We start from the raw sequence: 21,001 nt of genomic DNA on the forward strand, positions 1-21,001 counted from the left end.
TTTCCGCATGAACTTCCGCTTCCGCCGTTTTCTTGCCACCACCACCCTGGCCGTAGCCTGCGCCGCCGCCGGCAGCGCCTGGGCCGGTGCCCGCGACGACCTGAAGACCTTCACCAGCGGCCTGAAGGGCTTGGATGGCCAGTTCAGCCAGCAGGTGTTTGACAGCCGTGGCAAGGTGAAGGAATCGACCAGCGGCCGCGTGGCCCTGTCGGCGCCGCGCCTGTTCCGCTGGGAGTACGTGCGCCCGCACGAACAGCTGATCGTGGCCGACGGCAAGAAGGTCTGGATGTACGAGCCGGACCTGGAGCAGGCCACCGTGCGCGAGCAGGGCAAGGAAGAACAGAACAGCCCGCTGACCGCGCTGATCAACCCGGCGCTGCTGGAACAGCAGTACGACGTCAGCGAAGAGGCCGCGCAGCGCGACGGCCTGCAGTGGCTGTCGCTGTCGCCGAAGCGCGAGACCGAAGCCAGCTTCCAGTACGCCGCGCTGGGCTTCAATGCCCAGGGCCTGGCCAAGATGGAAATCACCGACGCTGTCGGCCAGCGGACCGTGATCAGCTTCAGCGGCTGGAAGCGCAACCCGGGCTTCGCCGCCGGCACCTTCAGCTTCAACCCGCCGAAGGGCACCGACGTCATCGGTAATTGATCGGGGATGGCGGGCATGGCCCGGCTACCTGCTCTGGTGGGTGTCAACCGGTACCGCCTTGGTGGGTGCCAACCTTGGTTGGCACGCGCTCGGCCAGCTCATCCGTTGTCCGGGTGAACGATGACCTGCCAGTTGAGGCCATCAAATCGCACCAGATCCCACTGCGTCAACACCCACAGCACCCCATCGGCGCAACTGATGTCGTTAATGGCGGCGTCCACCAGTTCTTCAGGAATGCCCGCATCCAAGCGTTCAACCACTCCAGAGGTGGGGCTGTAGAGATAGAGTCCATTCTCCGAGCCGATGTAGATGGACTGCCCGTACTGGCAGGAGCAGTAGAACGGTACGTCAGGGCTGATCTGATGCGGGATGGGCGTGAATCCCGTATTGATCTGACCCGTTACGATTGTTGCCTCTGTACCGACCAGGAACAGTTCGCCCCAATCCGTTTTGGATGCATGCAGCAGTTCAGCGAACGTGATCTGCTCTGGAATGGTCCAGGTTGCGCCATCCCAGTGCGCAATCAGGCCGTCAGAACCGATCGCATAGAGATCGGTAAAGCCGGTTCCGCAGAGGTCATTCACACTGGCCAAGTCAAAGTCAGCCAGCAGTTGGTCGAGCGCATGATCCTTCCCGATTCGAGCCAGATCAGCGCGTGATTCTTCGAATCTTCGCCGAAGCTCTGCGTCGCGCTCCGCCGGGTCAGCTGGTAGCGGTGGCACGCCGTCCAGTTCGAACAGGTGGCCAACGCAGTCAAGCCAGTTGTCGAAATCATCCAGATTAGGATCGTCTTCGCAGATCTGATGTTCGGCAGCAGGGAAGTGAGTAGGAAGCTGCTCCCAACCCGCTTCGCTGCGGTGGTAGATCATGCCATGCACTCCGCAGCAGAAAAGATCCTCACCCAGCTGCCGGATCCGGGTCAGCCCACCGGAAAAGTCTTCACCTTCATGTGAAATGTACTCGCATGTTGTGCCTGCTCGAGCGAGATCCTCAAGCTGGCCGTAGTAGTCAAGAGCCAATACTCGACGAGCGCGTCCGTTCTGTTGTTCAGGGACGAAGATGGTGGACTCGACCTGCCAGTCGGACAGGTCGTGATAGAACCATTTCTCATCCGTTTGATGTTGATAAAAGAACATCCGGGAGGGCGGGCCCGGATCCGGGTCGTAGCATTTGTGCCCCGGACCGATCCTTGCAGCCAAGTAGTAAATGTTCGCATCGACAGCGCAGCCGGCAACGAACTCAAGGACATTGGATTCGGGATCGCGCACGAGTGGGGCCTGGATGGTTGAGCTGCAAATTCTCGGCTACTGATGAGGATGCATGGCCCCCGGGAAAGGCCGTTCCATGTGAATCAGTGGCTTACCGGTGGATTGGCTGCGGCGGCTTCGGCTCATTTCCGACACATTGCGGGGCTGCCGGCCAGCGGCCGGCACTACCCGATCATGGCCTGGCGCTGGTGGGTGCCAACCTTGGTTGGCACGCGCTCGCGGTACAATGAGCGGGTGGCAAGACATCGTTCAACTTCCTTCCCCGGCCCCGATCTGCTGAGTGTTGATCGGGAACATCTGCGCCCGCTGGCCGAGCGCATGCGCCCGCGCACCCTCGACGAAATGGTCGGGCAGAAGCGCCTGCTGGCGCCGGACAGCGCGCTGCGCCGCGCGGTCGAATCCGGTCGCGTGCATTCGATGATCCTGTGGGGGCCGCCAGGCTGCGGCAAGACTACGCTGGCGCTGCTGCTGGCCGAGTACTCCGATGCCGAGTTCCGTGCCATCTCTGCCGTGCTGTCCGGGCTGCCGGAGGTGCGCCAGGTGCTGGCCGAAGCCGCGCAACGCTTCGCGGAGGGCCGGCGCACCGTGCTGTTCGTGGACGAAGTGCATCGTTTCAACAAGGCGCAGCAGGATGCGTTCCTGCCGCACATCGAGCGCGGCACGATCCTGTTCGTCGGTGCCACCACCGAGAATCCGTCGTTCGAGCTGAACTCGGCGCTGCTGTCGCGTTGCCGCGTGCATGTGCTGGAAGCGGTATCACCAACCGATATCGTCGAAGCGCTGGAACGTGCGCTGGGGGATCGCGAGCGCGGCCTGGGCGAGGAGGGTATCGAGGTCGCTCCCGAGCTGCTGCTGGAAATCGCCACCGCTGCCGATGGTGACGTGCGCCGTGCGCTGACCCTGTTGGAAATCGCCGCAGAACTGGCGGGCGGGGAGGGTGGTCGCATCACCCCGCAGACCCTGACCCAGGTGCTGGCCGACCGTACCCGTCGCTTCGACAAGGGCGGCGAGCAGTTCTACGACCAGATCTCGGCGCTGCACAAGTCGGTACGCAGCTCCAACCCCGATGCTGCGCTGTATTGGCTGACCCGCATGCTGGACGGCGGTTGCGATCCGTCCTATCTCGCGCGCCGGCTGACCCGCATGGCCATCGAGGACATCGGCCTGGCCGATCCGCGCGCACAAAGCATGGCTCTGGAAGCCTGGGACATCTACGAGCGGCTGGGCAGCCCGGAAGGCGAGCTGGCGTTCGCCCAGCTGGTGCTTTACCTGGCCAGCACCGCCAAGTCGAACGCCGGCTATGCCGCGTTCAACCAGGCCAAGGCCGACGTGCGCCAGAGCGGTACCGAAGAAGTGCCGCTGCACCTGCGCAACGCGCCGACCAAGCTGATGAAGGGGCTGGGCTACGGCGCCGAGTACCAGTACGACCACGACGCCGAGGGTGGCATCGCGCTGGACCAGACGGGTTTCCCCGATGCGATGGGCGAGCGGGTGTACTACAACCCGGTGCCGCGCGGGCTGGAAATCAAGTTGAAGGAAAAGCTGGATCGGCTGCGCGCCGAGCGTGAGGCGGCAAGGGCCGCTAAGGGTCGCTGAGCCGGCTTATGTAGCGTCGAGCGATACTCGATTCCGCTCTTGCACGGGCTTGCAGGTACCTCCTGGAACAGCAGCCGAGCATGGCTCGGCTTTACAGGGGTAATGGATTGATGCCGTGCAGGAAATGATTCTGGGGTTGAGGCGTTATGCCCCGTTCGAGGGTCGTGCCAACCGTCGCGAGTACTGGATGTTCCAGCTGTTGCTGTTGATCGTCTCGGCCGTCCTGATGGTGCCGCTCATCGCCGGGTTGGCGATGCAGTCCGACGCTCTGGGTATGGCCTCGATCGTCCTGTTCGTCGTGTTCTGGCTGGCCACGCTGCTGCCGGTCATGGCCGTCACCGTGCGCCGCCTGCATGACTGCAACCAGTCAGGGTGGTTCTACCTGCTGGCGCTGGTGCCGGGCGGTGGAATCGTGATCCTAGTCTTTGCGCTGCTGCCGGGTACGCCGCAGGAGAACGCGTACGGTCCGGTGCCTTCGGGGCCGTGACGTTGCGTGAGTCGAGCATGGCTCGACGCTACAGAGGCAAAGAAAAGAAGCCGGCATCTTGCCGGCTTCATCTTTACTTGATGGTGCAATCGCCGAAGGACAGGTAATCCGTTCCCGAGCTGAACTGCAGCGTGCAGCTGGCGGTGAAGGTTGCGCCTTCTTCTAGTGCGCCCAGCTTGGCCGCCTGCTGTTCGTCGCCGCTGGTCAGCCGGGCCAGGACATTACCCTGATCGTCGCCTGCCTCGATCAGCGGCTCGCCCGCCAGGTTGCTGGAGACGCCCAGGGCCACGGCGGTGAATGTCACCGTCTGGTTGAGTTCTTCCATGCCCAGTGACGAATTGCCGGCCTCTTCAAAGGCCTGGTAGAGCGTTGGCAGGTCCTGTGCGGCATGGGCGGCCAGGGGTGCAATCAGGCCGAGGGAAAGGGCGATCAGGGCGGTGCGCTTCAAGGTGTTCTCGCAGTCACGGGATTCATTCCCGTGGATGGTGGTCAGTAGATCCATGCCATGCATGGATGGGTTTGGTAAAGGACAGGGCGCGGCCGGCGGCTCGATTGCCCATCCATCCGCAGCCCTGCGAGGGAAGGGCGCTCCTGCGCCCCGCTGACCGGCAAAATAGTGGATTCGGTGTTTCCGGCGCAACCGGGAAAATGAACGCATCGCGCGCGTGATACACAGCGTGACGTTTGATCGATGTGATAATCATTCGCGTTTAAGGTAGACTGCGGTCCCCTGAGAACCGGCGGCCATCGGCCGCTCCTGCCGCCACTGATGAAGCATTTCGTCCTGCCTTCGCGCCGTGGTCCATTGGCCCGCGGCCTGGCTGCCTTGATGATGGGTCTGCTCCTGGCCACTCCGTACGCCAATGCGCAGCAGCGCAATCCGCTGCAGAAGATCGGCCACACCGTGCTGGACGAGCCGGCGGCCAGCTATCGCTTTGAACGTTTCGTGGTGGACAGCCCGGACCAGCAGCGCCGTTGGCGGGTGAACCTGGCGATTCCAGCCAGGGCCGGCAAGACCCCATCCCCGGTGCTGTACGCGCTGGATGGCAACGCCGTGGCCATGGTGCTGGACCAGCCGCTGCTGGCCGAGCTGGCCGCGCGCAAGGCGCCGCCGGTACTGGTGCTGATCGGCTATGACAACGACCTGCGCATCGATTCCAAGGCGCGTACCCGCGACTACACCGCGTGGATCGACCGTGCCGACGACGAGAGCGGCACGACCCAGGCAGTCGGCGGCGGCGCTGCGGCTTTCCTTGACGTGATCGAGCGCCGCATCAAGCCGGAAGTCGAGCGTCGCGCACGCATCGATACGCGGCAGCAGGCGCTGTGGGGCCATTCGCTGGGCGGGTTGTTCGTGCTCAATGCGCTGTACACGCGACCTGCCGCGTTCCAGTCCTATCTGGCCGCCAGCCCGTCGCTGTGGTGGAGCCAGGGCGCGGCGCTGGGTGATCCGGAGCAGCAGTTCGTGCAGAACGTGCACGGCCAGCCGGCAAAGCTCTGGCTGATGCTGGGCGGCGCCGAGCGCGTCGGTGATCGCGGCAAGCGCGATATGAGCAACCCGCGCGTGGTTGCGCATCTGCGCCGGATCAGTGGCGCCACCCCGGATGCGGCGATGCAGTTGTCCGAGCGGCTGGGCAAGGTGCCGGGCCTGAGCGTGCAGTACCGCGAGTTCGATGGCCTCGGCCACGGCCCGATGCTGCCGGCATCGTTCCACGCTGCGCTGCATGAACTGTATGGCGTGTCCGACCGCAGCGCCGGCGATGGTGCGCCCAGTGGCGGGGACAACGCCGGCGAATGAATGCCTTCGCACGCGATGCCGTGCGACCCCACTACCCAGGCGAGGCTGCCGGCGTGCAGCGGCCCAGGCAACCGATGACTCCCGCGCCACGTGGCGCGGCCTACGTGTGCAAGGAGCCTGCCATGTCGTTCCGTCCGTCTTTCCGCCTTACCTCTCTCGCCGCCGGCCTGCTGCTGGCGGTGACCGCCACCGCCCAGCCGGTGTTCGATCAGCCGGCCAACGCCACCTTCAAGGGTGAGGTTGTCTCGCGCGGTGAGAACGTGGTTCCCGGCAGCACTGCCGACGTGGTTGGTCGTGGCTTCGTGCCGGGGCAGAAGGTCAGCCTGCTGCGTGGCGACAGCGTGCTCAACACGCAGCCGCTGGTGGTCGATGCCGACGGCAACTTCAAGACCCAGCTGAGCATTCCGGCCGATGCGGTGCCGGGCACCCACCCGGTGGTGGTGCGCGCCAGCCAGCCGGCTGCAGCCACGGTGCTGAAGCTGCGCGTGTCGCCGCAGCTGCCGCTGTCCGGCCAGGCGCAGTTCGCCACCCAGTCCAACAAGCTCGTGCCGGGCCTGTACCAGTCCGCCTACAGTGCCGCCAGCAATGCAGTATTCGTGACCTCGGCGGTGGGTCGCCCGCCGGTGACCCAGTCGCAGCTGCTGAAGCTGGACCCGACGTCGCTGAAGGTGACCAGGGCGATCACCCCAGCGCAGGTGCCGGGCAGCACCAACGGCGCGGTGTACGCGGTCTACGGCGTCGGCGTGGATGACACCAACGGTAATGTCTGGGTCACCAATACCCGGCAGAACTCGATCGCGGTCTACCGCCAGAAGGACCTCTCGCTGGTCCACCAGTTCCCCGTCGACACCGTGCCACATGCGCGCGACGTGGTGGTCGACGGCGCCCGCGGCAAGGTGTTCGCGTCGGCCACTGGCGAGGACCACCTGTCGGTGTTTGACGCCCGGACCTTCAAGGAACTGCCGCCGGTGACGCTGGAGTCCGGCGTGGATGACGGCAAATTCACGCCGATGAGCCTGGTGCTGGACGAGAAGGGCGGCAAGCTGTTCACCGTCAGCATCGGCACGCCGGAAGCGGCGGTGATCGATGTGGCCAGCGGCAAGGTCGAGAAGGTCATCGACCTGGGCAACGCGATCAGTGCCTCGGGCGTGGCCTTCGACGCGGCGCGCAACCGCCTGTACGTGGCCTCGCAGGGCACCGACAACCTGCTGATCGTCGATGTGGCCGCCGGCAAGGTGCTGCACGACGTGCCGGTCGGCGCCGGTGCGCTGAACGTCGCCTTCGATGATGCCTCCGGCCTGGCCTACGTCAGCAACCGTGGCGCTGGCACGGTCACCGTGGTGAATGGTGACGGCAAGGTGGTCGCCAATCTTGATGGCGGCACGCTGCCGAACCACGTCCGCGCCGATGGCAAGGGCAACGTGTTCGCGGTGAACAAGTCGCGCGGCGCCGAGGATCCGAAGGGTGACCGCATCACCCGCATCACCCCGAAGCAGTAAGTCACACGGTGGGGCGGCGTGCGCGTCGCCCTGCCAGCAAGGAGAACGAGCATGAACATCGCGTCCCGTCTGCGCCTGTGTGCGCTTCCGTTGGCTGTTTTGCTGGCGCTGTCTGCCTGCAGTGGCTCGTCAACGCCGCCTGATGCCGGCAAGACTACCGAGCCGCCCGCCGCAACAGCCGCTGCCGAAACCGCGTTGCCGGCAGGCTGGCAGCGCGTGGCCGGTGCCGAGATGCCAGCCGTGCACGGCCAGAAGGCGGTGCTGCCGGCCAAGGTGCATTCCGACGATGGCGCTGACATTGAAGTGGCCGACACCAGCCGGATCATTGCCGGTGGTGACGATGTGATCGCGGTGATCGAGGCGCTGGGCATGGGCAAGCAGGTCTTTGCCGCGCCGACCAACACCACCACCCAGGCCGGCCGGGCCGCGCCGCACCAGTTCCTGTTCAACCGCACCACCGGCGTGGAGGGCGTACTGAGCCTGCAGGGCTCGCTGTTCCTCGGCAACAGCCTGCGTCGCCACACCGAGCTGGCAAAGAAGCTGCGCGAAGTCGGTGAGCCGGCGGTGGTCATCGATGACCTGCAGCCGGCGCCGGACAAGGTGCGCAAGGTCGCCGCCGCACTAGGGCTGGCCGAAGCGGGGCAAACACTGGCCACGCAGGTGCAGCGCCAGCTCGACGAGGCTGCAGCGATTGGCAAGGGCCTGGGCCATGCACCACGAGTGATCCACGTCTCGGCCACCGGTGCCGGTGGCTCTCCGACCGTCGCCGGTGCCGACAGTGCGTCGGCGCAGCTGATCGCACTGGCGGGCGGCATCAACATCGGCACCGAGGCGGGGGTGAAGAACTACTCGCAGCTGAGCAATGAAGGCGTGGTCGCCGCGGCACCGGAAGTGATCTTGGTGACCGAGCACGACCTGCAGCTGTTCGGCGGTGCCGAAGGCCTGTGGAAGGCGTACCCGACGCTGAAGCAGACCCCGGCCGGGCAGGCCAATCGGGTCTGGGTGATGCAGGATGTGCAGCTGAAGTACACCAGCGTGGGCTCCGGTGCGGGTGCACTGGCCCTTGCCGAGGCTTTCGCCGCGATGCCGAAGGCATGAGTCCAGCGGATCGGCGCCGCCGTCGTGGGCGGACGATGTTGATGGTGGCGTTGCTGGCCCTGCTGGGGGCCGTGCTGGCGTCGTTCGCCGTAGGTCCGTTGCGGTTGCCGCCGCTGGAGGTGATGCAGGCGCTGGCGGTGAAGCTGGGCCTGCTTGATCCGCAGGCGGTCAGCAACCGCGATCTGGCGGTGGTCTGGCAGCTGCGCATTCCGCGCGCCCTGTTGGGTGCGATGGTCGGTGCGTCGCTGGCGATGGCCGGTGCCAGTCTGCAGGGCCTGTTCGGCAATCCGCTGGCCGACCCCGGCATCGTCGGTGTGAGCCAGGGTGCTGCGCTGGGTGCAGTGGCTGCCATTGTTCTCGGCGCTGCACGTGCCGCCGGTTGGCTGGTGCCGGTTGCCGCCTTCGTCGGTGGCGCCCTGGCCATCGGCCTGACCTATGCGCTGGCGCGGCCGGGCAAGGGCAGTGGCAATGCGACGCTGCTGCTGGTCGGCATCGCGATGGCCGCGTTCTGCTCGGCGCTGATTGGTTTCCTCACTTACATTGCCAGCGAAAGCGAGCTGCAGTCGCTGGTGTTCTGGCAGATGGGCTCGCTGGCCCGTGCCAACTGGGCCGACGTGGCCGCCGTGGTACCGCTGTTTGCCATCGGTGTGCTGGCGCTGCAACGGTTGGCAACGCCGCTGGACATGCTGGCGCTGGGCGAGCGCCAGGCCCAGCATCTGGGACTGGATGTGACCCGCACGCGCCGTCGACTGGTGGCGTTCAGCGCGCTGCTGGTCGGGGCGGCGGTGGCGTTTGCGGGCTCGATCAGCTTCGTCGGCCTGGTGGTGCCGCACGTGGCGCGCCTGCTGGTGGGCCCCGGCCATCGCTGGTTGCTGCCGTTGTCCGGCCTGCTGGGTGCACTGCTGATCGTGGTGGCGGATACCGCCGCACGCACGCTGGATCCGCCCGCGGAGATTCCGCTGGGCCTGTTCTCGGCCGCGCTGGGTGCGCCGTTCTTCCTCTGGCTGGTGCTGCAGCAGCGCCGCAAGGCGGTGCCATGAGTGTGCTGTTGAAGCTGCACGATGTGGTGGTGCGCCGCCAGCAACGCGAGATCCTGCACGGCATTTCGCTGGCGTTCGAACCGGGTACGGTGACCGCACTGGTGGGCCCGAACGGTGCGGGCAAGTCCACGCTGTTGGCGGTCGCGGCCGGCGACCTGCGCGCCGATGCGGGCGAGGTGAGCCTGTTGGGCAGGCCGCTGGCCAGCTACAAGGCGGGGCCGCTGGCGCGCGAGCGCGCGGTGATGCCGCAGGAGCACGGCGTGCGTTTTGCCTTCAGCGTCGAAGAGGTGGTGGCGATGGGGCGATTGCCGCATCCGCCGGACCCGGTCACGGACGATGCCCGGGTGGAGGCGGCCATCGATGGCGCTGAACTGCAGGCGTTGCGCCTGCGCGAGGTGCAGCAGCTGTCCGGTGGTGAGTCCGCCCGGACCACGTTCGCGCGCGTGCTGGCGCAGGACACGCCGCTTCTGTTGCTTGATGAACCGACCGCGGCGCTGGATCTGCGCCACCAGGAGCGTACGTTGCGCAGTGTGCGTGCCTGTGCCGAAGCCGGTGCGTGCGTGATCGTGGTCCTGCACGACCTCAATCTGGCCGCCGGCTATGCCGACCGCATCGTGCTGCTGGAGCAGGGCAGGGTGGCGGCCGATGGCACGCCGCTGCAGGTGCTGACCGAAGACAACCTGCGGCGGGTCTACCAGCAGGATGTGGTGGTGCTGGAGCATCCGCGGCGCGGGGTTCCGCTGGTGGTGGTGACCTGAGCGAAGGTCCGCCAGGTTGCTCCGGGTATCATGGCGGCTTCGTTTTCTTCAATGGACTGATGCCATGTTCCGCACCGTTACCCGCAGCGTGCTGCTTGCCGCGATGATTGCTTCGGTGTGCGCTGCCAATGCAGCCTCGACCTCCCAGGTTTCGCTGACCAACGCGGCCGAGAATGCCTCGCTGATCGAAACCCGGCATTCCAGTGGCGAGGGGGCCGCTGTGGCCTCGATGAAAACGCAGTACTTCGCCAACGAGGAAATGTCGGTGAGTTGGGATGACCAGCAGGTGCTGGTGCTTTGCAAGGAGGCCGCATACCTGCAGATTCCTGCCGCCAAGCTCAAGGCCGGAGCGCTGGCCACCGAGCAGCGGCAGATGATCGTCTATCAGGCACTGATGTCCGGCTTGGGGGCTGTCGCGGGTGTTGTCGGGCCGGCAGGCGAGGTGGTGACCGTGGCGGATGACGGCAGCGAGACCCGCAGGGTTGGCGAGAACAGCTGGGCATACGGTATCGAGCGCTACGACGTGATCAGTCAGCGGCTGCCGGATGGTGCACTTCGGGTCCGGACCCGCAAGACGGAAACCGTGAACACCACGCCGCCGGCGGGTCCGGACGACACATTCAGTACCGAGGATGATCAGGCGGCGCGCCTGTCTGAGTTGGCGCCGGTGGGGAGCTGGATCGAGGTTGTGATCCATGGCGGCCCCCGACAGGCACAGGTGGATCCGGCGATGTCGTTGCAGGGGTGGATGTCGATGGGGGATGACCAGGCCGCAACGGTGGCCGAGGCGCGCAGGCTGCACGGCTGCAAGTAGAGGCTGAGAGGGGTCAGATCCCTTTGCCCAGGGGCAAAGGGATCTGACCCCGATCATTGTCGGCTTCATCGTTCCATTTATGTTTGCAATATTCACTTGCGCGCCAGATTGGCAGGTCTAGAATGCGCCCCATGAACCGGATGCCGCTCCTGAAGTTTTTCACCCTGACCCGCGCAAGCGCGGAACGGGCGTGTCTGCCTGGAGCCCCACGAGGCCGCTGAAGCGGCTATCGCTGGATGATCCACAGAGCGCCCTTCGGGGCGCTCTTTTCGTTTCTGCAGTTCCATTCCCCTGACCCGACGTACCGCAAGGAGAACGTGCCATGCACCAGATCGCCGAGACCGAACGCTAGCCGCGCACCCTGTCGCCAACCGGGGTGCGCGGCCCCCGAAGTTGGCTTTGCAGGAACCTTTCTCATGAACACCCAAGTCCTTTCCCGCCGTCGCAACCTTGGCATCATTGCCCACATCGACGCCGGCAAGACCACGCTGACCGAACGACTGCTGTGGAAAAGCGGCGAAATCCATCGCGTCGGCGAAGTGCACGATGGCAATGCGACGACCGACTTCTCGGCGATCGAGCGCGAACGTGGCATCACCATTGGCGCGGCTGCCGTGCAGGCGCAGTGGGCGCCGCGCGACCTGCCGCCGCATCGGCTGACCCTGATCGACACCCCCGGCCACATCGACTTCGCGATCGAAGTCGAGCGTTCACTGCGCGTGCTTGACGGTGCTGTGGCCGTGTTCTCGGCCGTGGATGGCGTGCAGCCGCAGTCCGAAACCGTGTGGCGCCAGGCGCGTCGCCACCGCGTGCCGTTGATCGCTTTCGTCAACAAGATGGACCGCGTCGGCGCTTCATTCGAGCGCGTGCTGGAGCAGCTGCAGGACAAGCTGCGCGCGCGGCCGTGGGCGCTGGGCGTGCCGTTGGGCAGCGAAAGTGGCTTCAATGGCTGGGTCGATCTGGTCGATGAGCGCGTGCTGCAGTGGCACGAGGGCGCCGCAACCACGGTGATCCCGTGGGACCAAGCGGCGCGGGCCCAGTGGCAAGCCCAGCGCGATGCGCTGGTCGAGGCCGTGGCCGATCACGATGAGCAACTGGCCGATGCCTGGCTGGAAGGTCGCGTGATTGGTGCCGAAATGCTGCGCGCGGCGATCCGCCGGGCGACGCTGGCGGGGGCGGGCGTGCCCGTGCTGGCCGGTGCGGCGTTCAAGGACAAGGGCATCGAGACGCTGCTGGACGCCGTGGTCGATTACCTGCCGTCGCCGCTGGATCGCCCGGCTGTCAGCGCCGAAAGCGATGAGGGCGAGGTGGTGCTGCCGCCGGATCCGGACGGTCCGCTGGCCGGCCTGCTGTTCAAGATCACCCACCAGCAGCACGGCGCGCTGAGCTTCGTGCGGCTGTACTCGGGCACCTTGAAAGTGGGCGACGCGGTGGCCAGTTCGCAGCATCCGCAGGGTCGGCGTGTCAGTCGGCTGGTGCGGGTGCAGGCCGACCAGACCCATGACATCGAGCAGGCCGTGGCCGGTGACATCGTCGCGGTACTGGGCTGGAAGGATGCGGTCAGTGGTGAAACGCTGAGCGGTCGTGAGCAGCCGCTGCGCCTGGAGAACATCCAGGCACAGGCACCAGTGCTGGCGTGGCGGTTGGAACCGGCGCGTGCGGCCGACCTGATCCGGATGGCACAGGGTTTGGCCAGCCTGGCCCAGGAGGATCCGTCGTTCCGCGTCGAGACCGATCGCGACACGGCGGAGACCCTGATTTGGGGCATGGGCGAGCTGCACCTGGAGGTGATGGTGGAGCGCCTGCGCAGCGAATGGAAGGTCGACGTGGCCGTAGGTGCGCCGCGCGTGGCCTACCAGGAGACGCCGATGCGTGCGATGACGGGCGTCGTCGGGCGGCTGGTCAAGCAAACCGGAGGCCAGGGCCAGTTCGCGCACGTGGTGCTGGATGTGGCGCCGCGCGACGACGACCTTGTCGTGTTCAACGACCGCATCGTCGGTGGCGTGGTGCCGCGCAGCTTCATCGCGGCGGTGGAAAAGGGTGTGCGTGCTGCACTGTCGGAAGGTCCGCAGGGTCATCCGGTGGTCGGCATCGAGGTCAGTCTTGTCGATGGCCAGACTCATGCCAAGGACTCTTCGGAGATGGCGTTCCATCGCGCAGGCGCCGAGGCGATCAAGGCGGCGCTGGCCGAGGGTGGCACGCAGCTGCTGGAGCCGGTGATGGCGGTGACGGTGCATTCGCCTTCGGCGTCGGTGGGTGATGTGGTCGGCGATCTCAACCGGCGCCATGGCCGCATCGCCCGCATCGAGGACCAGGACGGTCGTGCCGAGGTCAGTGGCTTCGCGCCACTGGCGCAGTTGGTGGGTTACACCACCTCGCTGCGTTCGCTCAGCCAAGGGCGGGCCAGCAGTGAGGCGCACCTGCACGGCTATGAGCCAGTACGCGCGGCATAGGCAATGTGAGGGGAGCCCGTTCGCGGGCTCCCTTTTTTCGCATTGCCGTGGGTCCCGTATCCACGCCATGCGTGGATGACACCGCGTTCGTGCGCGAACGTTTGCATTGCGCCGCAACAAATCTGTAGAAAAAGCTGGATTAAAGTGATGCCTCACGATAAATTGCGCACCCCCCGTTGCTCGCCGCCGCCCGCACCCCTCTCATGCGTGATGACAAAGACCCCGGAACCCTGGAGCTGACCCTGCCGCGCAAGCGCGGTCGTCCGCCCAAGTTCGGGTACGCGATGAGCGATGCGCAGCGGGCGGCGCGCTATCGTGCGCGCAGGGCGGGGCAGGCCAACCATGCCGACGTGCGTTCCTGCAGCGACATGGTGCTGCTGGACAAGATCCGTGCGGCGGTCAGTGCCCGCGATACCGAGCTGGCCGGTTTCCTGGTCCACGTACTCTGGCAGCGCTACCCCCTGCAGCTGAAATAGTTCGCCGGTGGGGTGGCCGTTGTCATCGAGCTTGTTGATAATGCGGGATTCAGGTTGTTCCCGCTGGCGTGCCCGGGATGGCAGGCGCGCATGATCGAACGGTTCCCAACATGACCACCACCAGCGACACCACCACCGAAGCGGCGCCGAGCGGCGCCCCCCTGTTCTACACCCGTCCGGTGCCGCTGCAGGCCGATGTGCACGCCGATCTGCGCATCCTGCCGGGCAGGCTCGAGTTTGCTGCTGGCAACAACGCCATTCCGCTGGTGCTGGGCGAGTTCTCGCTGGCGCTGCACCACTTCCCGATCCTGTTCGCTGGCCCGAGCGCGGTTCCGATGGCTGCCGTGGGCGTGTCCGACCAGAACCTGTTCATCAAGGATGGCCTGTGGGAAGACGAGGCCTACATTCCCGCCTACCTGCGCCGCCACCCCTTCATCTTCATCGACACCGGCGCGGAGAATGATTTCCTGCTGGGCATCGACGAAGAGAGCCCGCGCGTGGTCAAGGGGGGCGAGGAAGGCCAGCCGCTGTTCGTTGACGGCAAGGCGACCGAGATGGTGCAGCAGGCCCTGGAATTCTGCGGCCAGTACACCCGCGAACACGAACAGACCCAGGCCTTCTCCAAGGCCCTGGTCGACAACGGCCTGCTGGTGGAGCGCAATGCCACCGTGCGCACCCCGGATGGCCGCGAGTTCAATCTCAACGGCTTCCTGGTCGTGGACGTCGAGAAGTTCGTCGCGCTGCCGGAAGCAACCGTGGTCGAGTGGCACCGCAGTGGCTGGCTGGCACTGATCCACCAGCACCTGATGTCGCTGGGTCGCTTCAATGACCTGACCCGTCGCCAGGTCGAGCGTCTGGCCGCGTGATCAAGGGGTTGGGCAGGGTTCCCGCGGCGCGGGCGCCCTGTCCGGCCTGCAGTACGCCCAGCAGGCGACGTGCGTCGGTCCAGTCCGGCGTGGCGTCCTGCGCCAGATCGACCAGCTCGGCCGCGATGGCGGCATGCTCGCATTGACCCAGCATCTGTAGCGCGCCCTGCAGTCGGTGCGCGTGATGACCGAGCGCCGATGCGTCTGCATGATCGACGATCCGCTCGATCCTGCTGAGTTCATCGCAGATGTCGGCGCTGTAGGCCGCGTCCATTTCAGTCGCCTGCTCAAGCGCGTCCAGGCTCTGCGGCGCCGGAATGCCCAGCGCAGCGAGCAGTTCGGCGGCGCGCAGCGGCTTGGCCAGCACCGCGTCGAAACCCGAGCGGCGGCAACGCGCGTGGTGACGTCGCCCGGTGCGGGCAGACAAGGCGATCAGGCGGGCCGGATGCCCGCCACGGGCGCGCAGTTCGCGTGCCAATGCGTAGCCATCGATGCCACGCAGCCCAATATCGATCAGCGCGGCAGTGCGGGGGTGGCGTATCTGTTCGGCCAGCGCGCTGGCCGCGTCTTCCAGGGCACATACCTCGGCGCCCCAGCGCCGCAACTGTTCGGCAATGACGTGGCGACTGAGTGCGTGGTCCTCCACCAGTAGCAGTTGCAGCCCGGCCAGCGGCGTGCCCTCCACGGGCATGTCCCGGACACTCTCGGCAGAGTCAGCTGCGCACACCGGCAGGCGCAGGATGAAGCGGCTGCCGCGACCGAGGACGCTGTGCACGGTCAGATCGCCCCCCATCGCACGTGCCAGCTCGCGTGCGATGGAAAGCCCGAGGCCACTACCGCCACGCTGATGCCCACCGCTGCCTTGACGGAAAGGCTGGAACAGTTCGGCTACCTGTGCTGGCGCGATCCCGATCCCGCTGTCGATCACCTCCAGCAGCAGCTCTTGCGGCCGCGCTGCTGGAAGCAGCCGCAGGCGCAGCTCGATGCCGCCGATATCACTGAACTTCACCGCATTGGCCAGCAGATTGCTGGCAATCTGGCGTAGCGCATCAATGTCCACCAGAATGATCGGAGAAGGTTCGGTCGGGGCGTCAAGATGCAGCTGCAGGCCTTTCTGTTGCGCCTGTGGCCGAATGGCCTCCAGTGCCTGCCGGCAAAGCCGGGTCGCATCACAGGCTTGTGCATGCGGCCTGAAAGCGCCGCTGGCGAGGCGCGAAAAGTCCAGTGCACGATTCAACAGGCCGCGCAGGGATTGGCTGGCGCTGCTGGCAGCGGCGAGCAGATCGCGCTCGCCTTTCGGCAGTGTCGATTGTCCAAGCAGCTCGATCGAGGCCAGTACGGCCTGTGCCGAATTGCGCATCTCGTGACTGATCATCCCGATGGCCTGCGCGCTGCGACGGTCGCCCCGTACCCGCAGGTGACGGGTCATGGGCCACAGCAGCAGGGCGACCAGCAGAGGGGCCAGTAGCAGCCAGCCGCGCGGGGGCGAGGCCTGCATCCAGTCCAGTGCGTTTCCCGCCGCCGCCGGCAGGGTCTGGCCTGCCCACAGATGGAGCAGGCTCGCATGCTCCTCCAGCGTGATCTCCCGCAACGCCTGTCCGATGCGTTCAAGCAGCTGCTGGTCTTCCCGGCGGACGAGCAGGTAGAGGTCGGTGGAGAAGTCACTGTCGAATGGCTGCAGGCGCAGGCTGCCGTTGAAATGGCGTCGAACCAGCGGGCGCAGCGTGGATTCCAGGCCAATCGCCACGTCGGCCACGCCGGATTGGACTGCCGCCAATGCGGCGTACCGATCAGGCAGCTGCTGCAGCCGGATCTGAGGGTGATGCGCGCGCAGCCAGCCGGCGTAGGGCCCGCCTTCAACGACGGCCACGACCCGGCCGTCGAGCTCGCGTATCTCCCGTGGCAGCCATTCGCCGGCGCGCCCTGCCAGCAGGGTGGCGCCACCCCGGAAGCGGCTGGACGCGGCAAGGTCGGGGCAGGGCAGCTTCTGGTGTCTCGCGCCGCCAAACACCATGACCAGGTCGGCCTCGTGATGGCACACAGCGAGGATCGATGCGACGGTCGTCGGGTAGGGCTGTTCCAGGAAGCTGAGTTGGGCGTGACGCGCCACCAGGTTGGCGTAGCCATGGGCGAGCGTCGGCGGTGATGACGGATCGGCCATCGCCGCGGGCACGGGGCGTAGGGACGGGGCGGTGGAGACCCGCACGCTGCTGCCCGGCGGCCAGCGTGGTGACCGGATATCTTCCGCCGACGCGGCGGGAAGGAGAAGCAGTACCAGCAACCCCAGGAGCAGCAAGCACGGGCGCAATGGCGCGTGGCGCCTCACGGCGACTCCAGCCGTTCACGCAGCGCATAGATCTCCACATCGCTGCGCAATCCCAGCTTGCGCAGCACCGCGCCCTTCTGTGTGCTGACGGTCTTGATGCTGCGGTGCCGGCGCAGCGCGATCTCCGATACGGTCAGGCCTTCCAGCAGCAGCTCCAGCACCTCCCGCTCGTTGCGGCTGAGCTCGCCACGATCACCGGCCAGCCTGACGTCCGGCGGAACCCGGATCAGGCCCTGGAAGACGCGCACGATGGCGTCGGACAATGCCGCAAGGGGTTCGGCCTTATTGACGAATCCACTGAGTCCGGCATCGATCAGGCTGTTGAGATTCGTGGTGGGAGAGAGTGTCGCGAAGGCCAGCATTGGCGTGCGAGGGAATTCGCGGCAGAGCAGCGTAACCAGCTCAATACCGCCCAGGTCGCCACGGGCGAGCGTGAGATCGATGATGGCCACATCCACGGGTATGCGGTGCAGGCTGTCGATCAGCGCACCGCTGCAACCATGGCTGGCGACGATGTCGAACCGGAGATCGCCTGACAGGTGCAGGGCGGTGCCGCGACGGACGACTTCATGATCGTCCAGGAGCGCCAGGCGAAGCCGGCGCGGTGCAGGAAATCCATTCATGCGCGGGAGGTGATCAGCGCCCGTGGGCGTGGCCGCCATTCTGGCGCCGCTGTCGCGTCGAACATCGAATTTGTTGCGTTTTTACGACTATTCCTAAAGATCGATGGATGAGCTCCATCGATAAGAGCTGATCCATGGGCTGGACGTATTGTCGGGTTGAAAGCCGCCGGGACGCAGTGTCCTGGCGCGCACTCGCTGGGTACAGGTGGCCTGGGTTGCAGGGCTGCCGGCACCCTTCGAGAGGGGAGTAATGTAACGCGTCACGCCGAAGTGCCCGGTCACCCGCGAGCCGAGCAGCGGGCGGTTGCGCGATCTATCGCACCGACTGCGGCACGCGCCTCAGCTTTGCGGTGTCGTAGCCCATGGCCGCGATGCGCTGCACGGCGCCCTGGTAGTCGCTGTCGGATACGTGCGGGGTACGCGCCATGTACCAGACATAGTCGCGCTTGCTGCGTGCGACGATGGTCTGGCCATAGTCGTCGTCCAGCCAGGCAATCACATACTCGGCCTGGATCGGCCAGATGAACTGCATGCCCCAGATCGCGCCATTGCCGTTCTTCTCGACCCGTCCAACCGGGTGCATCGACTTCTGCGGGGCGTCGAAACTGCCCTTGCGATAGGTGAAGGTCGTCTGGATGCGCCCGTCCGGCCGCAGTGCATAGCTCTCCACCGCGTCGAAGGCCTCGCGCTCCGGCCATGAGGGTATGTGGGCGATCACATACCAGTCGCCCATGAAGCGCGGCACGTCCACCGAGGGCGGGCGGGGCAGGGGGCGGGTATCGCTGGAGCTGCAGCCGGAACCGAACAGGCTCAAGGCCAGCAGGGGAAGCAGGGAGCGCATGCGCATGTCACACCTCAACGGGGACGGAACAGATAGTGGGCAACCAGCCATTGCTGGCCGTCGTCGTAGCCGAACAGCTCGGCACAGGCCATCCAGAACATCCGCCAGCGCTGCCACCAGATCTTCGCCGCCGCCTGACCGTAGGTTGCGACCAATACCGGCATCACCGCCTCGCGGGCCGCATCCTGGTTGGCCAGCCAATGGTCGGCGGTGCGCTGGTAGTGGGTGCCGTCCAGCAGCCAGCGCTGATCGAGTCGCAGGTCGCGCTGGAAATGCAGCAGGGTGTCAGCTGCCGGCATCAGCCCGCCGGTGAAGAAGTGGCGCCCCATCCAGTTGTCGCCGCCCTCGGTCTCGAACGGGTACATCAACGTGCGATGGGCGAAGATGTGCACGAACAGCGCACCGTCGGGCTTCAGCCACTGCGCGATGTGTGCCAGCAGTCGCTGGTAGTTGCGCACATGTTCGAACATTTCCACCGAGACACAGCGATCGAAGCGTGCCGTGGGCAGCTCAAGCTGGTTGACGTCGCGGGTCAGCACCTCGACGTTGTGCAGGCCCCTGGCCTGGCATTGCGCCATGATGTGCTGGCGCTGGCTGTGCGAGTTGGACACCGCAGTGATGTTAGCCTGCGGATAGCGTTCGGCCATCCACAGCGTCAGCGAACCCCAGCCACAGCCCAGTTCAAGAATCTGCTGGCCGTCGGCAAGTCCGGCGCGCTGGCCATACAGTTCCAGCATCGCCTCCTCGGCCTGGTCCAGCGTTTCGCGCCCGGTGGGGTAGTAGCAGCTGCTGTACTTCAGCCGCTTGCCCAGGCAGGCCTGGAAGAATGCCGCGGGAACTTCGTAGTGCTGGCGGTTGGCCGCGTCGGTATGCAATGCGAGCGGACTGTCGGTCAGTTCTGCGATGCGACGGCTGAAGCGTGCGGACTGTGCCTCGATACCTCCCGCTGATTCCTCGTGCAGGCGTTGCGCGCACAGGCGCCGGATGCCGGCACGCAGCGCCGCATCGGGAACCAGCCCGCGCTCAGCCCAGGCGATCAGCCCGGTTTCCGCATCTTCGGCCATATTCAGTGACGGGATCGCGCTCATGCGGAATGCTCCTTGGAAGAACGGGGTAACCAGGGAAAGAACATCGGCGTGCTGCGCTGGTAGGCACGGTAGTCGTCGCCGCGGCTGCGCAACGCCTGCTTCTCGGTGAAGGGGATGCCGCTGAGATAGCGCAGGAACAGATACATAAGCAGCGGCCCGGCCCACGCCAGCCACCACAGGGGGGAACCGACGGCGAGCAGCACATAAGTGAACCAGTGCAGCCACTCGAAGAAGTAGTTGGGGTGGCGTGAATAACGCCAGAGTCCCTCGCGGCAAGTGCGGCCCTTGTTCGCCGGGTCGGCGCGGAAACGTGCGAGTTGGCGGTCGGCCAGGCTCTCGCCGCCGACGCTCAGCAGCCAGGCCAGTGCTGCGGCGACTGTCCACGGTGTCAGGCCAGCGTGGGAATTGGCTGCCACCGCAGCGAAGGGCAGGGCGAACAGCACGACCAGCAGCGCCTGCGCCATGAAGAAGCCGAAGATCTTGCCCTGGTGGCTCTGCCAGTGTTCGCGCAGGTAACGGTAGCGCCCGTCTTCGGGTTCGCTACGGACCCGGCGCCACAGGTGCAGCGCCAACCGGCTGCCCCACAGGCCGCCGAGCAGGCCCAGCGCAACCCGGGGCAACATCGCGCCATCGCCAAGCAGCGCCAGCAGCAGGGCCGAGGCACCCACGCCCTTGGCCCAGAGCACGTCGACAACGCCGATGTTCTGGTGGCGGCGCTGCCAGGCCCAGCCCCAGCTCATCACCAGCACGGCATACAGCAGTACCCACAGCAGATTGATCATGATGATGCTCCGGCCAGGGAGGGCGGGGCGGTGCGAGAGCCGCGACGCGCGGTGACGCACAGCAGCGAAAGCGCGATGCTCCAGCCCGCGCCCAGCACCAGCAGGCCCTGCCACGTGGGTGCGGCGAAACCGACCGCATCGAAACCGCGCGCTGCGGAGAGATAGGCCAGCGGTGCCAACAGCAGGCCGAACAGGGCCGGCAAGGCAGGGTGGCGCAGCAGGAAACGCATCGAGGTGGTCAGCGTCATCGCGAACGCGGCCCACAGCGCCATGATCCAGGGTGGCGGCACCCAGCCCAGCGGGGCGGCGGCGTAGCGCACGGTGCCGCTGGCGGCAGCACTGGCATCGACCAGCCATGCGCAGGCCAGTGCCAACACCATCAACCGAAGGTCCAGCCGTGGTTGCGGCGACGTCAGCAGCTGGCTGCCGATGTAGAGAGAGGCAGCCAGCAACGCCGGCCACTGCCAGCCGCGCCCGGCACCGGCCACGGCGCACAGCCAGACGAGCTGGTTGCCAAGCAGATTGGACCAGAACCTGCGCAT

At 66.2% G+C, this 21,001-nt stretch carries 20 protein-coding genes; 12 read left to right on the top strand and 8 right to left on the bottom strand.

What is annotated here, in order from left to right; all coding sequences use genetic code 11:
• Positions 1-7 precede the first annotated feature (7 nt).
• Complete coding sequence (gene lolA, locus AC5P66_RS08595; protein ID WP_099495655.1) at positions 8-646, top strand: outer membrane lipoprotein periplasmic chaperone LolA; 639 nt, start codon at positions 8-10, stop codon at positions 644-646.
• A gap of 98 nt (positions 647-744) precedes the next feature.
• On the opposite strand, the gene AC5P66_RS08600 is transcribed toward lolA, so the two are convergent.
• Complete coding sequence (locus AC5P66_RS08600; protein WP_099495654.1) at positions 745-1,914, bottom strand: hypothetical protein; 1,170 nt, start codon at positions 1,912-1,914, stop codon at positions 745-747.
• A gap of 318 nt (positions 1,915-2,232) precedes the next feature.
• On the opposite strand from AC5P66_RS08600, the gene AC5P66_RS08605 reads away from it, so the two are divergent.
• Both AC5P66_RS08605 and AC5P66_RS08610 read left to right on the top strand, forming a co-directional pair.
• The gene (locus tag AC5P66_RS08605; protein ID WP_495216191.1) at positions 2,233-3,510 is read left to right on the top strand and encodes a replication-associated recombination protein A; all 1,278 of its coding nucleotides are present in this window, start codon (positions 2,233-2,235) and stop codon (positions 3,508-3,510) included.
• Between the two features lie 115 nt (positions 3,511-3,625).
• Complete coding sequence (locus tag AC5P66_RS08610) at positions 3,626-3,997, top strand: DUF805 domain-containing protein (RefSeq protein WP_099495653.1); 372 nt, start codon at positions 3,626-3,628, stop codon at positions 3,995-3,997.
• A 73-nt stretch (positions 3,998-4,070) separates the two neighbouring features.
• Here the strand turns inward: AC5P66_RS08610 and AC5P66_RS08615 are convergent, their stop codons facing one another.
• Positions 4,071-4,445 carry a hypothetical protein gene (locus AC5P66_RS08615; protein WP_099495673.1) on the bottom strand — a complete coding sequence of 125 codons (375 nt, stop codon included), beginning with the start codon at positions 4,443-4,445 and terminating at the stop codon, positions 4,071-4,073.
• A 321-nt stretch (positions 4,446-4,766) separates the two neighbouring features.
• Between AC5P66_RS08615 and AC5P66_RS08620 the strand changes: the two genes are divergently transcribed.
• The 9 genes from AC5P66_RS08620 to AC5P66_RS08660 all read left to right on the top strand — a co-directional run bounded on the left by AC5P66_RS08620 (position 4,767) and on the right by AC5P66_RS08660 (position 14,799).
• Positions 4,767-5,795, top strand: coding sequence for an alpha/beta hydrolase (locus AC5P66_RS08620; RefSeq protein WP_099495652.1), 1,029 nt, complete (start codon positions 4,767-4,769; stop codon positions 5,793-5,795).
• A gap of 122 nt (positions 5,796-5,917) precedes the next feature.
• On the top strand, positions 5,918-7,294 hold the full coding sequence (locus tag AC5P66_RS08625) for a YncE family protein (protein WP_099495651.1): 1,377 nt from the start codon (positions 5,918-5,920) through the stop codon (positions 7,292-7,294).
• 51 nt (positions 7,295-7,345) lie between these two features.
• On the top strand, positions 7,346-8,392 hold the full coding sequence (locus AC5P66_RS08630; protein WP_495216192.1) for a heme/hemin ABC transporter substrate-binding protein: 1,047 nt from the start codon (positions 7,346-7,348) through the stop codon (positions 8,390-8,392).
• Entirely contained in the window at positions 8,389-9,432 is a 1,044-nt protein-coding gene (locus tag AC5P66_RS08635) for a FecCD family ABC transporter permease (RefSeq protein WP_495216193.1), read from the top strand. The genes AC5P66_RS08630 and AC5P66_RS08635 overlap by 4 nt, the downstream gene beginning before the upstream one ends.
• On the top strand, positions 9,429-10,190 hold the full coding sequence (locus AC5P66_RS08640; protein WP_495216194.1) for a heme ABC transporter ATP-binding protein: 762 nt from the start codon (positions 9,429-9,431) through the stop codon (positions 10,188-10,190). Before AC5P66_RS08635 ends, AC5P66_RS08640 begins: the two co-directional genes overlap by 4 nt.
• A 64-nt stretch (positions 10,191-10,254) precedes the next feature.
• A complete protein-coding gene (locus tag AC5P66_RS08645) occupies positions 10,255-11,004 on the top strand; it encodes a hypothetical protein (protein WP_134709135.1) in 750 nt (249 codons plus the stop codon).
• A 416-nt stretch (positions 11,005-11,420) separates the two neighbouring features.
• The gene (fusA, locus tag AC5P66_RS08650) at positions 11,421-13,457 is read left to right on the top strand and encodes an elongation factor G (protein ID WP_495216195.1); all 2,037 of its coding nucleotides are present in this window, start codon (positions 11,421-11,423) and stop codon (positions 13,455-13,457) included.
• A gap of 203 nt (positions 13,458-13,660) precedes the next feature.
• Entirely contained in the window at positions 13,661-13,933 is a 273-nt protein-coding gene (locus tag AC5P66_RS08655; protein WP_005409616.1) for a hypothetical protein, read from the top strand.
• Positions 13,934-14,043: 110 nt separating this feature from the next.
• Positions 14,044-14,799, top strand: coding sequence for a SapC family protein (locus AC5P66_RS08660; RefSeq protein ID WP_099495647.1), 756 nt, complete (start codon positions 14,044-14,046; stop codon positions 14,797-14,799).
• Here AC5P66_RS08660 and AC5P66_RS08665 read toward each other — a convergent pair.
• The 6 genes from AC5P66_RS08665 to AC5P66_RS08690 form a co-directional block, all read right to left on the bottom strand.
• A complete protein-coding gene (locus AC5P66_RS08665) occupies positions 14,756-16,960 on the bottom strand; it encodes an ATP-binding protein (protein WP_241896241.1) in 2,205 nt (734 codons plus the stop codon). The genes AC5P66_RS08660 and AC5P66_RS08665 overlap by 44 nt on opposite strands.
• A gap of 161 nt (positions 16,961-17,121) precedes the next feature.
• On the bottom strand, positions 17,122-17,748 hold the full coding sequence (locus AC5P66_RS08670; RefSeq protein ID WP_049439633.1) for a response regulator transcription factor: 627 nt from the start codon (positions 17,746-17,748) through the stop codon (positions 17,122-17,124).
• Between the two features lie 313 nt (positions 17,749-18,061).
• The gene (locus tag AC5P66_RS08675; protein WP_049439632.1) at positions 18,062-18,595 is read right to left on the bottom strand and encodes a lipocalin family protein; all 534 of its coding nucleotides are present in this window, start codon (positions 18,593-18,595) and stop codon (positions 18,062-18,064) included.
• Between the two features lie 8 nt (positions 18,596-18,603).
• Positions 18,604-19,677, bottom strand: a complete 1,074-nt coding sequence (locus AC5P66_RS08680; protein WP_099485403.1) for an SAM-dependent methyltransferase — start codon at positions 19,675-19,677, stop codon at positions 18,604-18,606.
• Positions 19,674-20,459 (bottom strand): DUF1295 domain-containing protein, encoded by a 786-nt coding sequence (locus AC5P66_RS08685; RefSeq protein ID WP_049439628.1) that lies wholly within the window; start codon positions 20,457-20,459, stop codon positions 19,674-19,676. Before AC5P66_RS08685 ends, AC5P66_RS08680 begins: the two co-directional genes overlap by 4 nt.
• Positions 20,456-21,001, bottom strand: coding sequence for a DUF2878 domain-containing protein (locus tag AC5P66_RS08690; RefSeq protein WP_049435456.1), 546 nt, complete (start codon positions 20,999-21,001; stop codon positions 20,456-20,458). The genes AC5P66_RS08685 and AC5P66_RS08690 overlap by 4 nt, the downstream gene beginning before the upstream one ends.

It is taken from the genome of Stenotrophomonas sp. YJH_SMC_122, assembly GCF_059369535.1.